Source organism: Dactylosporangium sp. CS-033363 (assembly GCF_050942475.1).
Lineage (GTDB): Bacteria > Actinomycetota > Actinomycetes > Mycobacteriales > Micromonosporaceae > Dactylosporangium.
On record NZ_CP192032.1, the window covers coordinates 7,246,623 to 7,266,174 of the forward strand.

20 protein-coding genes and 2 pseudogenes are annotated in these 19,552 nt (G+C 73.1%); 8 read left to right on the forward strand and 14 right to left on the reverse strand.

Annotated elements, in window-relative coordinates; all coding sequences use genetic code 11:
• Positions 1-51 precede the first annotated feature (51 nt).
• The 3 genes from ACQPZ4_RS33500 to ACQPZ4_RS33510 form a co-directional block, all read right to left on the reverse strand.
• The gene (locus ACQPZ4_RS33500) at positions 52-972 is read right to left on the reverse strand and encodes a serine hydrolase domain-containing protein (RefSeq protein WP_433044572.1); all 921 of its coding nucleotides are present in this window, start codon (positions 970-972) and stop codon (positions 52-54) included.
• Positions 973-1,152: 180 nt separating this feature from the next.
• A complete protein-coding gene (locus ACQPZ4_RS33505) occupies positions 1,153-1,923 on the reverse strand; it encodes a hypothetical protein (RefSeq protein WP_433044575.1) in 771 nt (256 codons plus the stop codon).
• An 83-nt stretch (positions 1,924-2,006) separates the two neighbouring features.
• Positions 2,007-3,185: an FAD-dependent monooxygenase gene (locus tag ACQPZ4_RS33510; protein ID WP_433044577.1), complete on the reverse strand. Its 1,179-nt coding sequence runs from the start codon at positions 3,183-3,185 to the stop codon at positions 2,007-2,009.
• A 227-nt stretch (positions 3,186-3,412) separates the two neighbouring features.
• Here ACQPZ4_RS33510 and ACQPZ4_RS33515 point away from each other — a divergent pair.
• The 4 genes and pseudogenes from ACQPZ4_RS33515 to ACQPZ4_RS33530 all read left to right on the forward strand — a co-directional run.
• Positions 3,413-4,519, forward strand: a pseudogene (locus tag ACQPZ4_RS33515) (lytic polysaccharide monooxygenase auxiliary activity family 9 protein); the annotation flags it as partial.
• 138 nt (positions 4,520-4,657) lie between these two features.
• A pseudogene (locus ACQPZ4_RS33520) lies at positions 4,658-5,299 on the forward strand (cellulose-binding protein); the annotation flags it as partial.
• A 159-nt stretch (positions 5,300-5,458) separates the two neighbouring features.
• Positions 5,459-5,962, forward strand: coding sequence for an FBP domain-containing protein (locus tag ACQPZ4_RS33525; protein WP_433044580.1), 504 nt, complete (start codon positions 5,459-5,461; stop codon positions 5,960-5,962).
• 51 nt (positions 5,963-6,013) lie between these two features.
• The gene (locus ACQPZ4_RS33530) at positions 6,014-6,448 is read left to right on the forward strand and encodes a hypothetical protein (RefSeq protein WP_433044583.1); all 435 of its coding nucleotides are present in this window, start codon (positions 6,014-6,016) and stop codon (positions 6,446-6,448) included.
• On the opposite strand, the gene ACQPZ4_RS33535 is transcribed toward ACQPZ4_RS33530, so the two are convergent.
• The 3 genes from ACQPZ4_RS33535 to ACQPZ4_RS33545 are packed head-to-tail and all read right to left on the reverse strand — an operon-like array spanning position 6,337 to position 8,760.
• Positions 6,337-7,305, reverse strand: a complete 969-nt coding sequence (locus ACQPZ4_RS33535) for a helix-turn-helix transcriptional regulator (RefSeq protein WP_433044586.1) — start codon at positions 7,303-7,305, stop codon at positions 6,337-6,339. The two genes, ACQPZ4_RS33530 and ACQPZ4_RS33535, sit on opposite strands and share 112 nt — an antisense overlap.
• Before the next feature lie 3 nt (positions 7,306-7,308).
• Positions 7,309-8,202, reverse strand: a complete 894-nt coding sequence (locus tag ACQPZ4_RS33540) for an SDR family oxidoreductase (RefSeq protein ID WP_433044589.1) — start codon at positions 8,200-8,202, stop codon at positions 7,309-7,311.
• A gap of 45 nt (positions 8,203-8,247) precedes the next feature.
• A complete protein-coding gene (locus ACQPZ4_RS33545; protein WP_433044592.1) occupies positions 8,248-8,760 on the reverse strand; it encodes a YciI family protein in 513 nt (170 codons plus the stop codon).
• A 26-nt stretch (positions 8,761-8,786) separates the two neighbouring features.
• Between ACQPZ4_RS33545 and ACQPZ4_RS33550 the strand changes: the two genes are divergently transcribed.
• Positions 8,787-9,254, forward strand: a complete 468-nt coding sequence (locus ACQPZ4_RS33550; protein ID WP_433044595.1) for a hypothetical protein — start codon at positions 8,787-8,789, stop codon at positions 9,252-9,254.
• Between the two features lie 1,323 nt (positions 9,255-10,577).
• On the opposite strand, the gene ACQPZ4_RS33555 is transcribed toward ACQPZ4_RS33550, so the two are convergent.
• Positions 10,578-11,150, reverse strand: coding sequence for a DUF6939 family protein (locus tag ACQPZ4_RS33555; protein WP_433066754.1), 573 nt, complete (start codon positions 11,148-11,150; stop codon positions 10,578-10,580).
• Between the two features lie 342 nt (positions 11,151-11,492).
• On the opposite strand from ACQPZ4_RS33555, the gene ACQPZ4_RS33560 reads away from it, so the two are divergent.
• Positions 11,493-11,948, forward strand: a complete 456-nt coding sequence (locus ACQPZ4_RS33560) for an ATP-binding protein (protein ID WP_433044598.1) — start codon at positions 11,493-11,495, stop codon at positions 11,946-11,948.
• A 95-nt stretch (positions 11,949-12,043) separates the two neighbouring features.
• Complete coding sequence (locus ACQPZ4_RS33565) at positions 12,044-12,367, forward strand: STAS domain-containing protein (RefSeq protein WP_433044600.1); 324 nt, start codon at positions 12,044-12,046, stop codon at positions 12,365-12,367.
• A 16-nt stretch (positions 12,368-12,383) separates the two neighbouring features.
• Here ACQPZ4_RS33565 and ACQPZ4_RS33570 read toward each other — a convergent pair whose 3' ends face one another.
• Entirely contained in the window at positions 12,384-13,472 is a 1,089-nt protein-coding gene (locus ACQPZ4_RS33570) for an ROK family protein (RefSeq protein ID WP_433044603.1), read from the reverse strand.
• A 44-nt stretch (positions 13,473-13,516) separates the two neighbouring features.
• Here ACQPZ4_RS33570 and ACQPZ4_RS33575 point away from each other — a divergent pair, with 44 nt between their 5' ends.
• Entirely contained in the window at positions 13,517-14,755 is a 1,239-nt protein-coding gene (locus tag ACQPZ4_RS33575) for an MFS transporter (protein ID WP_433044606.1), read from the forward strand.
• Here ACQPZ4_RS33575 and ACQPZ4_RS33580 read toward each other — a convergent pair.
• The 6 genes from ACQPZ4_RS33580 to ACQPZ4_RS33605 all read right to left on the reverse strand — a co-directional run bounded on the left by ACQPZ4_RS33580 (position 14,740) and on the right by ACQPZ4_RS33605 (position 19,520).
• Positions 14,740-15,843, reverse strand: coding sequence for a hypothetical protein (locus tag ACQPZ4_RS33580; RefSeq protein ID WP_433044609.1), 1,104 nt, complete (start codon positions 15,841-15,843; stop codon positions 14,740-14,742). The two genes, ACQPZ4_RS33575 and ACQPZ4_RS33580, sit on opposite strands and share 16 nt — an antisense overlap.
• Positions 15,844-15,871: 28 nt before the next feature.
• Positions 15,872-16,084 carry a hypothetical protein gene (locus ACQPZ4_RS33585; RefSeq protein ID WP_433044611.1) on the reverse strand — a complete coding sequence of 71 codons (213 nt, stop codon included), beginning with the start codon at positions 16,082-16,084 and terminating at the stop codon, positions 15,872-15,874.
• Positions 16,085-16,148: 64 nt separating this feature from the next.
• Positions 16,149-18,284 (reverse strand): heavy metal translocating P-type ATPase, encoded by a 2,136-nt coding sequence (locus tag ACQPZ4_RS33590; RefSeq protein WP_433044614.1) that lies wholly within the window; start codon positions 18,282-18,284, stop codon positions 16,149-16,151.
• Positions 18,271-18,408, reverse strand: coding sequence for a hypothetical protein (locus ACQPZ4_RS33595; RefSeq protein ID WP_433044616.1), 138 nt, complete (start codon positions 18,406-18,408; stop codon positions 18,271-18,273). The genes ACQPZ4_RS33590 and ACQPZ4_RS33595 overlap by 14 nt, the downstream gene beginning before the upstream one ends.
• A gap of 3 nt (positions 18,409-18,411) precedes the next feature.
• Positions 18,412-18,615 (reverse strand): heavy-metal-associated domain-containing protein, encoded by a 204-nt coding sequence (locus ACQPZ4_RS33600; protein WP_433044619.1) that lies wholly within the window; start codon positions 18,613-18,615, stop codon positions 18,412-18,414.
• A gap of 47 nt (positions 18,616-18,662) precedes the next feature.
• A complete protein-coding gene (locus ACQPZ4_RS33605) occupies positions 18,663-19,520 on the reverse strand; it encodes an AraC family transcriptional regulator (protein ID WP_433044622.1) in 858 nt (285 codons plus the stop codon).
• Positions 19,521-19,552: the final 32 nt, after the last annotated feature.

The window sequence follows — 19,552 nt, forward strand, 5'->3', positions numbered from 1 at the left end:
CGGGGGCTCCTTCGAGGCGTTGGTGAGCTTCTGCCAACGCGTCGAAGTGGGTCAGGCGTTTTCGACAGCCGCGGCGGCGAAGAGTTCGTCGCACCAGGCGGAGAACGGGGCGCGGTCGCCGCGGCGGGGGTGCACGCGGTTGCTGAGGACCAGCAGGCCGTACCCACGGGATGGTTCGAACCAGAGGCGGTTGCCGACGAACCCGGAGGCGCCGTAGCCGTCGGTGCCCGCCCCGCGCCCGCCGATGCCGCGCGCGGGGTGCAGCCACCAGCCCGCCGCGAACCGCTCCCCCGCCGCGTTCTCGGCGAGGCACTCGGGGGCCGGGCCGAATGCCCGCTGCGCGGCGGCGGTGACCAGGTCGAGGGTGCCGAACGCGCCCGCGTGGCCGCCGTGGCCGCCCATGGCGGACGCGTTCTCGTCGTGGACCTCGCCGCTGACGAGGCGGCCGCGCCACGGGCAGTCCTCGGTGGCGACCGCGGGTGCGACCGGTCCGCCGAGCGTCAGGCCGGCGCCGTCGAGCTCGCGTCCGGTGAGGTCTTCGACGAGGGCGCCGAGGATGATGTACCCGAGGTCGCTGTAGACCGGCCCCGGCTCACCGGGCGCGGTGTCGAGGGCGGCGTCGACGATCGCCGGGCCGCGCAGGGTCGCGTAGAAGCGGGCGGTGGCGGGCAGCCCGGCGCGGTGGGCGAGCAGGTCGTCGAGGGTGGCCCGGCCCGCGGCGCGCCCGGCGGCCCGCGGCCACAGCTCGCCGATCGGCCGGTCCCGGGGCAGCCCGAGGGCGAGCACGGCGGGGAGCGTGACGAGGACCTTGGTCAGGCTGGCCAGGTCCCACCAGCAGTCGCGGGTGGCGGGGCGGCCGGTGGTCAGGTCCGCGATGCCGTGCACGACCGAGGCGCGCACGGCGGACCGGTCGAACACGGCGATCGCCACCGCGGGCACGGGGGCGCGGGCGGCCAGGTCGTCGAGCCACACGTCAGCCGCCCGCGGCGTGCAGGGCGCGGGCGGCGGCGGCGTTGCGGCGCCGGCGCTCCACCGCGGCGGCCGGGTCGTCGAGCCGCACGTCAGGCGGCCGCGGTGTGCAGGGCGCGGGCGGCCGCGGCGGCGTTGCGGCGCCGGCACTCCGCATCGGCGGCCGGGTCGTCGAGCCGCACGTCAGGCGGCCGCGGTGTGCAGGGCGCGGGCGGCCCGGATGGCGGAGCGGATCTCCTGCAGGTAGCGGTCGGCGCCGTGCGCCCCGGGCGGCTGCGGGGTGCTCGCGCGGGCCGGGTCGAAGCCGACGGTGTCGATGCCGCAGCGGTACCGCAGCCCGAGGATCCGGATCGCGTCGCAGTGCTGGAACGGCACGTAGATCGGCGTGGTGACGATCAGGATGCGCTCGTCGGCGCGCGGGCAGGCCTGCGCCGCCCAGTGCTCGTAGGTGTCGGCGGTGTTGGCCCGGGGCGCGGCCGGGTCCCGGGGCGGGGCGACGAGCACGGGCACGTCGGCGCCGAACGCGGCGTTGACGCCCACCGCGAGGGCCTCGGCCTCCGTGTCGACGTCGACGACGCCGCGCTCCTCGGGGCCGAGGGGGCGCAGGCTGCCGAGGGCGGCGACCGCGCCGACGCGCCGGGTGGCGGCCAGCCGGGCGGCGTGCTCGGTGCGCTGCAGGCAGGCGCGGGCGAGCCCGCCGAGGATGAGCAGGTGCGCGTACTCGTCGTGCGGCGGCTCGATGCTGTCCGTCAGGCCGAGCCCGCGCGCGGCCTGCAGCGCGGCGGCGGCCAGGCGGGGCGGGAGGTCGACGCGGACGCGGTCCCGCTCGGCCCCGCCGAGGCGGCCGCGGAAGTTCCAGTGCGCGTCGGAGAAGTCGTCCAGCCAGGCGAGCAGGTCAGCGGTCGGCGCGTCCCGCGGCAGGTCGCCGCCGAACGCCGCGACCAGGTCCCGCATCGGCTGCGACCCCGCCCAGCGGTGCAGCCGGGCGGGGAGGGTGCCGGGGTCGAGCCCCGGCGGGCAGTCGGGCAGGTCCGGATTTACAGCGTCTCCCGCAGGTCCGCGTAGATGTCGTAGCCGTGGATCCAGGCTACGTTGTCCGGCAGCGACTGCAGGCGGGCGTTGCGCTCGTCGGCCGGCGGACCGTCGGGCAGCTGGAAGCAGGCCGCGTTGCCGCGCGAGCCCATCTGGATCTTGCGGGTGCGGGCCTTGCGCAGGTGCTCGTACTTCTGCAGCGCCTCGGCCACCGAGAGCCCGTCGGCCGACAGGTAGGTGGCGAGCGCGGCCGCGTCCTCGATGGCCTGGTTGCTGCCCTGCCCGGCGTGCGGGAGCATCGGGTGGGCGGCGTCGCCGAGCAGCGTGACCCGGTCGGTGCTCCACTTGCGCAGCGGCTCGCGGTCGTAGAGGGCCCAGCGGCCGACCTCCTCGACGTTGGACAGCATCGACACGACGGTGTCGTTCCAGCCGTCGAACGCGGCGAGGGCCTCGGCCGGCTCGCTCTTGGACGACCAGGACTCGAGGGTCCACTCGGGGTCAGGCACGTACGCCACGAAGTTGATCAGCTCGCCGCCGCGCACCGGGTAGATGACCAGGTGCCGGCCCGGGCCGAGCATGAAGGTCAGACCCATCGACTCCGAGGTCGGCACCTTCTGCGCCGGGACCAGCCCACGGAAGCAGCTCATCGCCGAGAACACGGCCTCGTCGGGGCCGGCCACGTGATGGCGCACGGCCGAGCGCAGGCCGTCGGCGCCCACGACGATGTCGGCCTCGACCTTGCTGCCGTCGGCGAACTCGATCTCGACGCCGTCCGGGGACTCGTACACGGCGGCGGCGCGCCGGCCGAGCTGCGGGGTGCCGTCGAACGCGTCGAGCAGCACCTGGTGCATGTCGGCGCGGTGGATGCCCAGGAACGGGCCGCCCATGCGCTCGTCGTACCAGTCGCCCATCGGGTGCTCGTAGAAGATCTCGCCGGACTGCCAGTGGTGGAACTGGATGCGCTGCAGGTTGCTGGCCACGTCGCGGGTGGCCCGGCCGATGCCGAGGTCGTCGAGCACGCGCATGCCGTTGCCGCCGAGCGCGATGCCGGCGCCGATCGCGCTGAGCTCGCCCGCCTGGTCGTACACCTCCACCTCGAAGCCCTTGTGCCGCAGGGCGATCGCGGCGGCGAGCCCGCCGATGCCCGATCCGACGATGGCGACGCGCAGCGGTGACGAGCTCATCGAGTACTCCACGTGTACGAGATATCGACAATGGGACAGGGACAAATGGCCCATCGGGCGACGGAAGCCTATCCATCCGCACATGCAGGTTTCCAGCGCCTGGTGATGAATCTTTCACCCCTTTTGCCAGCCCCCGCGTGCGAAACCTGTTTCGAAATTGTCAATCCGCTGGTCAGCCGCCTTCAATCCGACTCAATGGACTGCCCTCGATGAATTGGAAGGTGGGCATGAACCGACGACGAAGGCTCGCGCTGTGGTTCGCCGCGGCCCTGGCCGGAACCGGCGCGGTCGTGGCGATCGCGACCCCGGCGTCCGCGCACGGCGCGATGATGCAGCCGGGCAGCCGCCAGTACCTGTGCTGGAAGGACGGGCTCACGGCCACCGGCCAGATCGTGCCGAAGAACCCGGCCTGCTCGGCGGCGGTCGCGCAGATGGGTCCGAACTCGCTGTACAACTGGTTCGCGATGCTGCGCTCCGACGGGGCCGGGCGCACGTCCGGCTTCATCCCGGACAGCAAGATGTGCAGCGCCGACGCCAAGGTGTACGACTTCTCGGGCTTCGACCTGGTCCGCACCGACTGGCCGCTGACCCACCTGACCGCCGGCGCCACGATGGAGTTCGACTACAGCAACTGGGCGGCCCACCCGGGCACGTTCTCGCTGTACGTCACCAAGGACGGCTTCGACCCGAGCCAGCCGATGACGTGGTCGTCGCTCGAGTCCACGCCGTTCCTGCAGGTGACCAACCCGCCGCAGGTCGGCTCGCCGGGTACCGCCGACGGGCACTACTACTGGTCCGGCAAGCTGCCGGCGGCCAAGTCCGGCCGGCACATCATCTACTCGGTGTGGGCCCGCTCGGACAGCACCGAGACCTTCTACGGCTGCTCCGACGTGACCTTCGACGGCGGCAACGGCCAGGTCACCGGCGTCGGCGACGGCACGGGCGGCTCGACGGGCGGCCCGACCTCGAGCGCACCCACCTCGCGTCCCCCGTCCAGCCCGGCGTCCTCGCCGACCTCTGGCGGTGGCGGCGGGAACGCCGGCTGCTCCGCGACGTACACCGTGACGGGCTCCTGGCAGGGTGGTTTCCAGGCCGACGTGAAGGTCACCAACACCGGTTCCGCCCCGACCTCCTCGTGGAAGGTCGGCTGGAACTACACCGGCGGCCAGACCGTCGCCCAGGGCTGGAACGCCACCGTCACCCAGTCCGGCACCGCGGTCACGGCCGCGAACGTCGCCTGGAACGGCACCGTGCCGGCGGGCGGCAGCACCAACTTCGGGCTGCTCGGCAACGGCACCGCGGGCAGCGCGCCCACGCTGTCGTGCGCGGCGAACGGCGGCACCCCGACCTCGCCGACGGCCTCCGCGTCCCCGTCCCGCTCGACCGGCCCCAGCCCGAGCACCAGTACCAGCCCGGGCGGCGGCACGACGAACTGCGCGGGTGCGGCGTTCTGCGACGGGTTCGAGAGCCAGACCGGCACCGCCGTGTCCGGCGACTGGACCACGTCGTTCGCCAACTGCCAGGGCTCCGGCACCGCCACGGTCGACTCGTCGGTCGCCCACAGCGGCGGCAAGTCGGTGCGCATCAACGGCCAGGGCGGCTACTGCAACCACGTCCTGGTCAAGCCGACCAAGGACCTGAGCGGCCTCGGCTCGGTCTGGTACGGCCGGTTCTACGTCCGCCACACCACCGCCCTGCCCAGCCAGCACGTCGCCTTCGCGGCGCTGAAGGACAACGGCGACGGCGGCAAGGACCTGCGCATGGGCGGCCAGAACGGCGCCCTGCAGTGGAACCGCGAGTCCGACGACGCGACGCTGCCGGCCCAGAGCCCCAACGGCGTGGCGCAGAGCAAGCCGCTGCCCACGAACTCCTGGAACTGCGTGGAGTTCATGGTCGACGGCCGCGGGCTGCTCACGACGTGGCTCAACGGTGCGGCCGTGCCCGGCCTGACCGTGGACGGCACGCCGACGGCGGACATCGACCAGCAGTGGCTGGCCCGCTCCTGGAAGCCGCAGGTGACCGACCTCCGCCTGGGCTGGGAGGCCTACGGCGACGGGGCGGACACGCTCTGGTACGACGACGTGGCCCTGGGCGCCTCGCGCGTCGGCTGCTGATCGAACGAGCGCCCGGCTCGCTGGCGGGCCGGGCGCTCGACTCAAGCGAAAAGTCCGACACTTCGTGATCGGACTTTTCGGACTTATACCCCGACGGCGGATATACCGGATTCCAAATTGCTTTGCCTAAGGGGTTTAGGGAGACGTACGGTCGAGAGCGTGCAACCAGTGACCGAACCCGACCTCCGCGCCGCCTTCGTCAACTGCTCCAAGGGCGAGGCCCAGCGCGCCTACATCCCGCGCGACCTGGCCGAGCGGCCGTGGGACAACCTCGACTTCCTCGGCTGGCGCGATCCCGGCACGCTCGACCGTTCGTACCTCGCCGCGGAGCATCAGGGCCGGCTCGTCGCCGTGTCGCTGCGGGTGGCGCAGCAGCAGCGGCGGTTCCTCGCCCGGGGCATGTGCTCGCTCTGCCTCACCGTGCACCCGGGCAACGGCGTGTCCCTGATGACCGGGCGCCGCTCCGGCAAGGCGGGGCGCAACGGCGACTCCGTGGGCGTGTACCTGTGCACGGATCTGGGGTGCTCGCTGTACATCCGCGGGCTGCGCAAGGCGAACACCGGCGGCCGCCTCGACGAGACGCTCACCGTCGAGGAGCAGGTCGAGCGGCTCCACGGGAAGCTGACCGCCTTCCTCGAGCGCATCGAGGACGCCGCTGAGTAGATCCACAGGTTTCCTCAGCCTGGTCACATCGGGCAGGCGGACCCTGAGAGCATGGCGATCGGGGAAGCATCGACAATCGTGCGCTGGTACGCGTACGCGGGCTGCCTGGCGCTCGTGCCCTTCGTCGTGGCCGGATTCCGGCTGCCCTGGTACGGCACGGCCGTCGTGCTCGGCTCCGCCCTCGCGGCCTGGGCGCTGCTGCTCACACTGATCCGGCCCACCGCGGTGGCGGTTCCGCTGCCGGCGGTGTGGGCGGCGGCCGCGCTCATCACGGTGTACGGCACGAGCGCACTCCTGCTCCACGGGACCGTCAGCGCCGGGGCCCTCGCGGCGGGCGGCTACGGCTGGGCCCTGCTGGTCGCGGCGGCGTCGCATCAGCGCCGGTACAGCGCCGCCGTCCGCTCGGCCGCGCCGGCGAGCAGCGCGCGCAGTTCCGACGGCGCGACGACCTCGGCATCAGGGCCGAGGGCCAGCAGCTGGGTGTAGGCGACGGGAACCGACTCGACCGGCAGCGCGACGGTGACCCAGCCGTCCGCGCCGGGCGGGCCGGCGTCGTCGAGGGCGGCCCGGTACGCGACCGCCTCGACCGCGAACCGCAGCATGCGCACGCCGTGCGGACTCAGCCGCACGGTCACCGTCTCGCGCAGCACGGCCCGCTCGAACTCCGCGGCCCGCAGCGCCCAGAACTCGGGCAGGTCGAACGCCTCGTCGCGCTCGAAGCGCTCCTCGCTGACGTCGCAGTCGCGAATCCGGTCGACGCGATAGGTGCGCGGGCCGGATTCGGCGCGGCCCACGAGGTACCAGATGGCGTTCTTCAACACGAGCCCGAGCGGCTCGACGCCGCGGCGCACGTCGCCCTTGCGGCCGGCATAGGTGAGCGTGACGATCCGGTCCTCCCACACGGCCCGGGCCAGCTCGGCCAGTCCCGGCGGCGGCTCGGCGTCGCGGAACCAGCCCGGCGCGTCGAGGTGGAAGCGCTGCCGGGCCCTGGTTGAGGCCTCCCGCAGCGGCCCGGGCAGCGCCGCGGCCACCTTGAGCTGCGCGGTCGCCAGGGCCTCGCCGAGCCCCATGTCGCGCGCCGGGCCGGGCAGCCCCGACAGGAACAGCGCCTCGGCCTCGGCGGGACTGAGGCCGTTGAGGCGCGTGCGGTACCCGTCGAGGAGCCGGTACCCGCCGGCCCGGCCCTGCTCGGCGTAGACGGGCACCCCCGCCGCCGACAGGGCCAGGACGTCGCGGTAGATCGTGCGCTCGGAGACCTCGAGCTGCGCGGCGAGCTCGGCGGCCGTGCGCGACCCGCCGGACTGCAGGAGCAGTACGATGGAAATCAGCCGCGAGACCCGCACCGGCTAACGGTAGTCCTCGGGCCGGGTGAACCCGTCCGCCTCGTACCGCCAGAAGTCGGGCGAGGTCCCGTCGAGGTCGGTGACGCCGTACTCCTTCGCGAGGTCGGCGCTGGAGAACGACCCGCCGTTGAACCGCGCCTTGTCCGGGTCGGCAGCGAGCGCCGCCACGCCCCGCCCGACGTACACCGGCGACTCCGACACCGCGAAATGCTGATCCTTCTCGATCCCGTCCCGCCACGTCGCCTCGGTGCACGAGTGGTGCTCCAGCATCAACTCGGAGCGCAGGAACCCGGGCGTCACGGAAACGGCCGTCCCGCCGTGCGGCTTGAGCTCCTCGGACAACGCGAACGCCATCCGGTTCGCCGACGCCTTCGCAAGATCATAAAAGAAGGCGACACGGTACCGCCTGTGGTTGTACTCCGCGGTCCCGTCCGTCATCTCGACCACCAGCCCCCCGGGTCGCCGCGTGAGCAGCGGCAACGCCGCGTGACTGGTCACGATGTGGGTGTCGACGGCGAGCCGCAGCAGCCGCAGCCCGCGGTCGAGATCGTCCTCCCAGAGCGCCTTGTCCCACGGAAACATCCCCTCGGCGCCCCAGATATCGTTGACGAGCACATCGAGCCGCCCATGGTCCTTGTCGATCCGCGCGACCACGTCTCTGACCTGGCCGGGCTCCAGGTGATCGGCCTGGATGGCGATGCCGTGCCCTCCGGCGGCATCAACGAGCTCGGCGGTCTCCTCGATGGTTTCCGGCCGCTGGTACTCCGACTGCTGCGCGCGGGTGGTGCGGCCCGTGCAGTACACCGTGGCCCCGAGCACTCCCAGCTGCACGGCGATCTGCCGCCCAGCCCCCCGCGTGGCCCCGGCGACGAGCGCGACTTTCCCGTTGAGTGTCATGGTTGCCACCGTCCCAGCAAACCCTGACAACCCATGTCGGTGTTTCTAATTGCCCGGTCTCCCCCCTTCTCGCCACGGCCGCACGACTCCCCCGGCGAACATCTCCCCCGCGGCGGCGGCATCGGCGGCCTGCACACACGCCCCGACCCCGACGAGATGCCCGTCCTCGAGCGACCGCAGCCGCCCGAGCACAATCAGGTTCGGGTCGGCGCTGTTGACGACGTCTCCCGCCGTCACGAGGAACCGCGGCCCGCCGGGCCCCGCGAACTCCCACATCGACCGCCCGAGCAGATCCTCGAACCGGTAGATCACCACCGACTCGTACACCCCGGCGCGCCAATTGGGTTCCAGCACCGCAAAGTCGTGCGCAGCCTCGTCCGACGGCAGCTCAACGACATGCAGGCTCCCGGTGGCCGCCTCCCCGTCGTCGCTCAAGGTCGGCCCACGCGCATAGAGCTCAGCGGCAAACCCGTCCATGTACGCCCAATGTTCCTCGACCAACCGCTCCCGCAGCAGGCCGGACCCGGGCCGATCGGCGCAGTACACAAAGTAGAGCATCGCGATCAAGGTTAAGCTGAACGTTGATGGACCGAAGCCCCGCCGACAGCCCCCTCGACCTGAACTCCGTCGAGCCGATCGCGGCGGCCCCGGAAGTCCTCATCAACCTGGACGAATCCGCACCCGCGGCTTCCCCGGCTCCCCCGGCTTCCCCGGCTTCCCCGGCTTCTCCGGCGCGCAGGCGAAGCCGAGCGTTGGCGGCGGCTTGGCCTGCCCGCCCGATGATGGGCCGCCGAACGGCCACCGCCCGCGCGCTGGTAATGCTGGCCCTGGCGTTGGCGGTCGGTCTCCCCCGGGCAACCCCACCAACCCCGACCGTCCAGGGCCGCACAGTCCCGCTGCCGAGCTACTGCACCGGCACCCCGATCCCAGGCGGCCGCCTGAACATCGTCCAGAACGACACCTTCATCATCCTGGACGCCACAACGGGCACGGTCATCAATTCCGGCCCCTGCCCCCACGGCACCGGCACCCGGTCGAACACCGGCAACTGACCCCTGCCCCGGACGCACTTCACTTCGCGCGTCGGGAAACTGTCGTACCCCAGGGGCAGAATGCGGGGCATGAAGCTTCGGGCAGCACCCCAACAACGCCGGACTCTCGCGCAGACCCTGTGTCGACCGCCCAACGCAAGCCGGCAACCTCGGGCGGCACGCCCGCCGCCGAGCACATTCCGCCGACCGGACACCCACGCACCCGGCAACGGCCGCCACTGCCTGGCCGCACCCGCAACGGGCCGCCGCAGCCCCGTCCGCGGCGACCGGCCGGTGAAGGTGTCCACGAGCAGAGTCGCCTGAACGCACCCGTCCGCAGTCCCCGCCCCCGGTCCGCAGTCCGCAGTCCGCAGTCCGCAGTCCGCAGTCCGCACGGTTTACAGTCCGCAACGAAAGGACGACCCCACTCCGCACAGTTGCGCGGGCACCTCCTCCACGCGGGCACCTCCTCCACGCGGGCACCTCCTCCACGCGGGCGCCGAGATCCGTGCACCTCCGCGGGATGCGTCCTCCGCGGACATCGGATTGCCGCGCACCGCCACCCATTCGCCGCAGTCCGCCAACGCCACCCGCCGCCGCCCGCCGGTGGCAGTCCACGACGGCCGCTCGCCGCCGACACCGCGCAGTCATGCGAGCGTCGCAATCCCGCAGGCGCCGAGTTCGCACCAGCCGCCACTCGCCGCCGCCCGCCCACGCCGCTCGGCTTGGCTCGCCAGTCGCAGCCCACGACGGCACCTCGCCGCCCACACCGCACTGTTTCGCGAGGGTCGACCTCAGCGCGGGCGCCAGCTCCACGCGGCCATCGCGGCCGGCCGACACCGCTTGCCGCTGCCCGCCCGCGTGTCTCGCCGCGCCCGCCGGTCGCAACTCACGGGTGGTACCGCGACGTCAGACCGCACGCAGGTCTCCGCGCGCCCGGCGTCGTTGCCTGCCAGCGGCCACGCGCGGTTCGCGGTGACGCTGCACGTAGGCGGGCGTGTCCTCCGCGTGGGCGTCCGAGGTCGCTGCCCGGCCACGAACCCGCACGGGACCGAACGCGTCAGAGCGCGCTTCCGGTCCACGAACCTGGGTGCGACTGAGCGTCGGAGATCGCTGCCCGGCCACGAACCCGCGCGAGACCGAACGCGTCAGAGCTCAATGCCGGTCCACGAACCCGGATGCGACTGAGCGTCGGAGATCGCTGCCCGGCCACGAACCCGCGCGAGACCGAACGCGTCAGAGCGCACTCCCGGTCCACGAACCTGGGTGCGGCTGGGGCGTCGGAGGTCGCTGCCGGTCCGCGAAGTTGTGTGCGGACCCGGCGGGCTTGGGGTCAGGGGGCGATCACCCGGCGGGCCACTCGCCCAGGAGGTGTAGGCGGATCAGGGCCGCGTGGGACAAGGGCTTTGACAAGTCGGCGACGTCGCCGTTCGTGGTGTAGTCCAGCAGGGTCAGGGGGCCGGCCACCGCCAAGCGGCGGAGTTGGGCGAGTTCCGGGGTCAGGTTGTGGTCCAGGACGTGGCGGTACGCGGGCAGGTAGATGCGGCGCCGGGCGGATTCGTAGTCCAGGAGGTCCGGGGAGTTCAGGCCGGCCCGGTGGCCTCGGACCTGGCCGTAGCGGTTGGCGGTGCGTTTCAGGCCCGTCATGCGGGTTGCCTGCAGGAGGGTTCGGTCCACGTCCGCGGTGGCGAAGACCTTCAGGGCCTGCCAGATTGCCTCCACCGAGGTGGCCGTTACCCCAGGGCTCAAGGGGACCGGGATGCCGCCGTGGGGATAGAACGGGCTGAAACGCACCCAGGGGTGTGGGCCTCGGGAGGTGACGTCGACGACCGTTGCCGAGGCGGCCGCTGACGCTCGGCTCCCGTGATGCACGACCCGAATCTCCATACCCCGCATCCTGCCCCACAGGTACGACATTTCCCCGCGCGCGACGGCCACCCGACCCGCAAAGCGCGGCCACCGACCCGCGAAGCGATAACCACCCCGACCCGCGAAGCGACAACCACCCCGACCCGCGAAGCGACAGCCACCCGACCCGCAAAAGCGACAACCACCCCGACCCGCAGAGCGGCGGCCACCCGACGGGGAAAGCGGTGGCCACCCGACCCCGCGAAGCGACAGCCACCCGACGGGGAAAGCGACAGCCACCCGACCCGCGAAGCGGCGGCCACCCGGCGGGGAAAGGGGAGCCAAAACACGAGCGCGGTTTTCGCGGTGCGTGTGGTGGGTACGCCGGTGGACGCGAATGAAGGAGGAGATGTGTCGCAGCACGACATGCGCCTGCAGTTCTCGCTCGAACTTCCGCGGGACGCCGCCCTGGTGCGGGAGGCCCGGCGGACCTTGGACGGGGCTCTCGCCGGGGCCGGCGTGACCCAGGAGTGCCGCGACGACATCCGGCTCGCCCTCACCGAGGCGTGCGGGAACGTCGTTTCGCACGCGAGTCTCGCCAGTGACTATCACATCGACGTGACCGTCGAGGGTGGTGAGTGCGTGATCGAGGTCACCGACGACGGGGGCGGATTCGACCCCGCGCGGGTGCCCGCGGTCGAGACGGCGCCGGTGGTCGAGGAGGTCGGGCGGCTCGAGGAAGGCGGGCGTGGGCTGCACGTGCTCGCGGCCGTGGTGGAGAAGCTCGACGTGGTCTCGGTCGAGGACACGGGGACGTTGGTGCGATTCAGCAAACACCTTGCGTGGGAACCGGCTGGACGAGAGTAATCGGCCGTTCGGACGTATGCTTGCCCGAACGAACGGCCGAATGCACATCCTGTGCACGAATCGAACACACACAAACGCGAAGGGGCGGGACGCCGATGCAGGTCACCTCGACAGTCGAGGGGTCGCGCGCCGTGGTCACGGCGAGCGGCGAGCTGGACGTCGCCACCGCCCCGGAGCTGCGGGCCTACCTGCACAAGATTGTGGACGACGGGGCGAGCACGCTCATCGTCGACCTCAGTGACGTCGGGTTTCTCGACTCTACGACGCTCGGGGTGCTGATCAGCGTGCACAAGCGGCTGGCCGAGGCCGGGGGCGTCGTCGAGCTCGTGATCCCGCACGCGCGGCTGCTGCGCATCTTCCAGATCACCGGCCTCGACCGGGTGTTCACCATCCACAGCTCGCTGACGGCCGCCGCGTAACCCCCCAAAAAAAGTACTAAAGCGAAGGCGTGCCGTAGGCGGCGTTCAGCACCTGCATCGCCGCCCCGGCCGCGATCACGTCGGGGCCGAGCGCCGACACGGACACCGACACCGTGAGCCAGTCGGCGCGCGGGACGTCCCGCCGTACCGCCGCCGAAACCGCGTCCACGTAGACTTCCCGGTGCCGCAGCAGGTCGGCGCCGGCCAGCACGACGTGGTCCACGTCCGTCGTCTGCAGCAGGTTGACCACCCCGACGCCGAGCAGCCTGGCCGCCCGCGGCACGTCACCGGCGGCCACGGCCGCGTCGTGCAGGACCTCCAGGCACCCGTGCCGCCCGCACACGCACGGCGGGCCGTCGAACTGCACCACGGTGTGCCCGAACTCCCCGGCGTTGGTGTGCGCGCCCCGGTACGCGGCGCCGCCCAGCCACAGCCCGGCCCCGATGCCGGACTCGACCATGATGAGCACCCCGTCGCGGAAGCCGGCCCCGCGCCGCCACGCCTCGGCGGTCACACCCGCGGTGACGTCCTTGTCCAGGTGTACCGCCACACCCAGCCGAGATTCCGCCAGCGCCCGCAGCGGGACGTCGTGCCAGTGCCGGAGCCGGTGCGCGTCCCGCACGATCCCGTTGGCGTGGTCGAGCGGGCCCACCATGCCGAGCCCCAGCCCGAGAATCCGCGCCGGGTCCACCGGCTCCTGCCGAAGGAGTTCAGCGCGGGCAAGCGAGATCCCTGCCAGCAACTCCTCAGGCGTGAAGTCCGACGGCAGCGGAGCGAGCGCGCCCGCCACGACCGTGCCCAGCAGGTCGGTGAGGACGAGCCGCACGCCGGTACGGGCCACGTGCACCCCGATCGCGTACCGGCTCGCCGCCACGATCCGGTAGACGGTGGCCGGCTTGCCCACGCCCCGGCGGCGGATCCCGGCCGCCTCGATCAGCCCGACGGAGGCCAGCCGGGCGAGCACCTTCGAGACCGCCTGCGGGGTGAGGCCCGTCGCGGCGGCGATCGCGGCGCGGTCGAAGCCGGGGGTCGTGCGGGCGAGGCCGACCACGAGGGCGTCGTTGTACCCGCGCAAGTATCCGAGGCCGGCGCCGGGCGTGTCCATGGCCACACAGTCTATAACGCAACAGCGTTGCTAAACTGTCCCCCGTGCATGACCTGACCCCGGTGCGCCGCTGGACCGCGCTGCTCGCCCTGTCGCTGGGCGGCTTCGGCATCGGCCTGACCGAGTTCGTGGCCATGGGCCTGCTGCCCGACATCTCCCGGGACCTGCTGCCCGGCCTCTGGGCCGAGTCGTCGTCCAAGGCCGTCGCGCACGGCGGCTGGATGATCACCGCGTACGCGCTCGGCGTCGTCGTCGGGGCGCCCACGATCGCCGCGCTGACCGCCCGCCTGCCCCGCAAGACGCTGGTCGTGGCGCTGCTGGCGCTCTTCACGTTCGGTACCGTCGCATCCGCCCTCGCTCCTGGCTTCTGGCTCGTCCTCGTGGCGCGGTTCGTGGCCGCCCTGCCACACGGGGCCTACTTCGGCGCGGCCGGGCTGGTCGCGGCGGCCATCCTCGGCCCCGGCAGCCACGCCAAGGGCTTCGCCGTGGTCCTGGGCGGGCTCACCGCGGCCAACGTGGTCGGCGTCCCGCTCATCACGCGGCTCGGGCAGGCCGCGGGCTGGCGCGTCGCGTACCTCGTGATCGCCGTCATGTTCGCCCTCACCCTCGCGTTCGTCGCGCTCACCGTGCCGCGCCAGCCCGCCGACCCGGCCGGGTCGCCGCGGGCCGAGCTGCGCGCGTTCCGCAGCCCGCAGGTATGGCTGGTCGCGTCGACCGGCGCGCTGGGCTTCGGCGGGTTCTTCGCCATCGACAGCTACATCGCGCCGGTGACCACGCACGTGGCCGGGCTGGGCGAGAGCGCCGTGCCGTGGGTGCTGGTCGCGGTCGGCCTGGGCATGACGGTCGGCAACGCGCTGGGCGGCTGGGCCTCCGACCGCAACCTGCGCCGCAGCGTGCTGAGCGGCTTCGTGGTGTTCATCGTGGCCATGGCGCTGTTCGCGGTGCTGGCCCACAACCGCTACACGCTGTTCGCCGGGGCCTTCATCATCGGCGCCACCGGCCTGTTCCTCGGCCCGGCGATGCAGGCCCGGCTCATCGGGGTGGCGCCGCAGGCCCAGCTCATGGGCGCGGCGGTGAACCAGTCGGCGATGAACATCGCCAACAGCCTGGGCGCGGCGCTGGGCGGGGCGGTGATCGCGGCCGGCTGGGGATACATCGCGCCGAGCTGGGTCGGCGTCGGCCTGGGCGCCCTCGGCCTGGTCCTGGCGGCGGCGAGCTTCGGCCTCGAGGCGCGCAGCCGCGGGCGGGAGAAGGCCGAACGGGAGCTTCAGACGGTCCGGTAGCGCACCCGGCCGGTCGGGCGGAACGGGCCCAGGACCAGCCCGCGGTGGGCGCCGCCGCGGACCGCGAACTGGGTGCCCGGCCGCATCGCGATGCCGTAGATGCGCACGGGCCGGCGCACCTCGTACAGCGGCGAGTACGGCGGCTCGAAGTAGCAGGTGTCGCCCTGCTGCGGCACGTGGTACCAGACGTCGCCGGTCTGCAGGCAGGTGTCGATCTGGGCCTGGATGGCCAGGGTCGCGGCCGGGTTGGGGTCGGTGCGCCACATCTCGACCAGGGCGTGCCGGGCGTGCGGGTCCTGCTTCCAGCGGTTCAGCGTGGCCCGGTCGGTCATGCACCACACGTCGAAGCGCGGCCCGCCCAGCAGCGACGGCATCGCGGCCAGCTGCCCGACCCGGAACCACAGCTCCAGGGCCCGCTTGAGGTTCTGCTCGATGAGCTCGTGCAGCCCGGCGTGGTGCCGCCCGGTGCGCAGCCCGGCCGCGTAGTCCACCGCGGCGGCCGCCGCGGCGGCGTCCTGGTGCAGCCGGTTCACCGCCGACTCGAACTGCGGCGGCACGCCCGTGCGGGTCAGCGCGTGCAGCGCCACCTCGACGTGCTCGCGCACCGGCGTCACGGCCGCCTGCAGCGCGGTGAGGTGCTCGGGCGGGCAGGTGAACACCTCGGCCCAGGCCGGCAGCGGCGCCGGGAGCACGGTGTGCATGGCGATGTCGTACTCCGGGTTCGCCCGCGCCTGGCGCGCCCGCGACACCCAGTCCCCCACCGCGTGCAGCCAGGCCGCCGCCTGGTCGTAGGTGACGGCGGGCACATAGCCGGCGGTGCCCGGCCGGGCGGCGTAGTCGGCGTCGAGGAACGTCTCGCCGAGGGTCTGCAGCACGAACGCGTTCCACGAGGCCAGCAGGTAGCTCGCGGCCGCCGGCGGCGCGCTCCACAGGTTCGGCAGCTGCTCGCGGAGCTGGTCGGCGGCGAGGATCTCGTCGTAGGCGGCGCGGCCGGCCGTGCGCAGCGCCTCGAGGTAGACCGTGTCCCGCTCCCCGGCCAGACCCGCGCGCAGCCGCGTCAGGAAGCTCGGGTGCTGAGGATCGGACACCACCACAAAATAGCGCCTGGGACCAACATCAGCTGGCGCGCGCGGACGGGGTGTCCACCTCCGCGAGCTCGGCCATGTCGACCCCGGCCTGCGCCAACAGCTCCGAAACCCGGCCGATCGTCAAATAGTCGACGACGTTGTCGTGATGAATCAGGCGGTACCACCGCGACCCGCTCGGATGCCGCACCACCTCGACGCGCCAGTCGCCGCCGGGCGTCTGCATCGCGCCGATGACCTTCACCCCGCGAGGCTACTTCGCGCCCTGACCTGCGCAAAGGCGAGATCAACAAGTACAGCGGTGTAATTCAGACGGACCGGAAGGCGCGCAGCCGCAGGCTGTTGGCCACCACGAACACCGAGGACAGCGCCATCGCGGCCCCGGCCAGCATCGGGTTGAGCAGCCCGGCCGCGGCCACCGGCAGCCCGACCACGTTGTACGCGAACGCCCAGAACAGGTTCCCGCGGATGGTCCCGAGCGTCGAGCGGGCCAGCCGGATGGCGTCGACGGCGGCGAGCAGGTCGGGCCGGACCAGGGTGAGGTCCGCGGCCTCGATCGCGGCGTCGGTGCCGGTGCCCATGGCCAGCCCGAGGTCGGCCTGGGCCAGCGCGGCGGCGTCGTTCACGCCGTCGCCGACCATCGCCACGACCCGGCCCCGCGCCTGCAGCTCGCGCACGGCGGCGACCTTGCCCTCGGGCAGCACGCCGGCGATGACCTCGTCGATGCCCACCTCGGCGGCCACGGCCCGGGCGACCTCGGGCGCGTCCCCGGTCAGCAGGACCGGATGCAGCCCAAGACCACGCAGCAGGTGTACCGCCTGTGCGCTGGACGGCTTCACCGAGTCCTCGACCCGCAGCGAACCGCGCACCGCGCCGTCCCACGCGACCAGAATGCCCTCGGCGTCCGTGTCGATGCCGTGCGCGTGCAGCAGGCCGGAGCGCCCGACGAGCACCGTGCGCCCCGCGACCGTGCCCTGCACCCCCAGGCCGGGGACGCTGCGGAAGCCGGTGAGCTCGGGCAGTACACCCGCGGCCTCGAAGGCGGCCCGGGCCACCGCCTGCGCGACCGGGTGCTCCGAGGCGTGCTCCACGGCGCCGGCCAGCCGCAGCACCTCGCCGGCGTCCTCGCCCTCGGCCGGGAGCACGGCGGCCAGCGCGAGGCGGCCGGTGGTCACGGTGCCGGTCTTGTCCAGCACGACGGTGTCGACGCGCCGGGTCTGTTCCAGGATCTCGGGGCCCTTGATGAGCACGCCGAGCTGGGCGCCGCGGCCGGTGCCGACGAGCAGGGCGGTCGGCGTGGCCAGGCCCAGCGCGCACGGGCAGGCGATGATGAGCACGGCGACGGCGGCGGTGAACGCGGCCGTGGTACTGCCGCCGGAGCCCAGCCAGAACCCGAGCGTGGCCACCGCCAGGGCGATCACGACCGGGACGAACACGCCGGAGATCCGGTCGGCGAGGCGCTGCACGGCCGCCTTGCCGCTCTGCGCCTGCCGGACGAGCTCGGCCATCCTGGCGAGCTGGGTGTCGGCGCCGACGCGGGCGGCCCGCACGACCAGGCGGCCGCCGGCGTTGACGGTCGCGCCGGTCACCGCGGCGCCGGGGCCGACCTCGACCGGCACGGACTCGCCGGTGAGCAGGCTCGCGTCGACGGCCGAGCTGCCCTCCTCGACGACGCCGTCGGTGGCGATCTTCTCCCCGGGCCGGACCACGAACCGGTCGCCGGTGCGCAGGGCGGCGATCGGGACCCGCTCCTCGCGGCCGTCGCGCAGGACGGCGACGTCCTTCGCCCCGAGTTCCAGGACCATGCGCAGCGCGGAGCCGGCGCGGCGCTTGGCGCGGGCCTCGAAGTACCGTCCGGCCAGCAGGAACAGGGTCACGCCGGCGGCGGCCTCGAGGTAGATGTCGCCGCTGCCGCCGGTGCGCTCGATGGCGAACGTGAACGGGTGGGTCATGCCGGGCTCGCCGGCGGTACCGAGGAACAGGGCCCAGACGGACCAGCCGTATGCGGCCAGGGTGCCGACCGAGATCAGGGTGTCCATGGTGGCGGCGGCGTGCCGGAGGTTGAGGAAGGCGGCCCGGTGGAACGGCCAGCCGCCGTAGGCCACGACGGGCGTGGCGAGCGCGAGGGAGACCCACTGCCAGTTGGTGAACTGCCAGGCCGGGACCATGGCCAGGAGGATGACGGGCACGCTCAGGGCGGCCGTGACCAGCAGGCGGGTGCCGTCGTCGGCGGGCTTCTCGGCCGCGGCGGCGGTGTAGCCGGTCTGCTCGACGGTGGCGACCAGGTCGGCCCGGGTGACGGTGTCCGCGTACCGGACGCTGGCCGTCTCGGTCGCGTAGTTCACCGACGCGGTGACGCCGTCCATGCGGTTGAGCTTCTTCTCGATCCGCGTGGCGCAGGACGCGCACGTCATCCCGCCGATGTTCAGCTCAATCCGCTGCATCGTGCGTGCTCATTTCGTGCTGTACCGGTGGCGGCGGGTCTTCCGGCCGGACGAGGCGACCGGCGCCGAAGGCGAGTGCGAACACGGCGGCCAGCACGGCGGCGTACAGCGCGAGCCGGCGCATGGCTCAGGCCGCCACCGCGTAGCCGGCCTCGTCGACGGCGGCGCGCACCGCGGCGGGGTCGAGCGGGCGGACACTGGTGACGGTGACGCTGCCGGTGGGCAGGTCGACCCGCACGTCCGAGACGCCGTCCAGGCCCTGGAGCTCCTCGGTCACCGCGTTCACGCAGTGCTGGCAGGTCATCCCGGTCACGCTGTAGATCGTCTCCATGCCCTCATCGTAAACCCCCAGGGGGTATCCCCGGCAAGCGAGACGGGTCACATCTCCTTGCGGAACCGGCCGGGCGCGGTGCCGAAGTGACGCTTGAACGCGGCCGCGAACGCGAACTCCGAGCCGTAGCCGACCCGCCGGGCGACCGCGCGCAGGGGTGCGTCGGACTCGCGCAGCAGGCGGGCGGCGAGCGTGAGGCGCCACCGCGTGAGGTACGACTGCGGCGGTTGCCCGGTCAGCGCGGCGAACCGCCTCGCGAACGGCGCGCGGGACAGCCCGCCCCGCGCGGCGAGGGCGGCGACGGTCCACGGGTGCGCGGGGTCGGCGTGGATGGCGTCCAGCGCGGCGCGCACCGCCGGATCGGCGAGGGCGCCGGGCTCGCCGTCCCGCTCCGACCAGGCCCGCAGGGTGTGCAGGAACAGCAGGTCGAGCAGCGCGGTGACGCCGATCCCGCCCGGGCTGTTCTCCGCCGCGAGTTCGGCGTCCAGCAGTCCGATGACCGTGCGCAGCGTCGGGCCGGCGGCCAGGTGGACGCGGTCGGGCACGGCGCGCAGGAGCGGATGGGTGCGCAGGCCGTTCAGCTCGTACGCGGCACACAGCACCCGCACCGGCCCGTCCTGGGGTTCGCGTTCCGCGCCGTTCGTGCATGGGCGCAGCGGGGTGCCCGGGTCGTCGGCCAGGGCGTGGCCGCGGCCGTCGGTCAGCAGCACCACGTCGCCGGTGTCCAGGTGGAGCGGCGGGCCGTCGCCGGGCAGCAGCCAGCAGTCGCCGCGCACCACGACCTGGATGCCGACCGCACCCGGCACCGCCGCGAACCGCTGCCCCCACGGCGCGCGCCAGGACAGGGCGGTGGCGACCGGCCGCCCGGTGCGCAGCGCCGTCACGGCATCGCTCAGCACGTCCATCGAGACGCGATCGTATGCGTCCGGGACGCGCA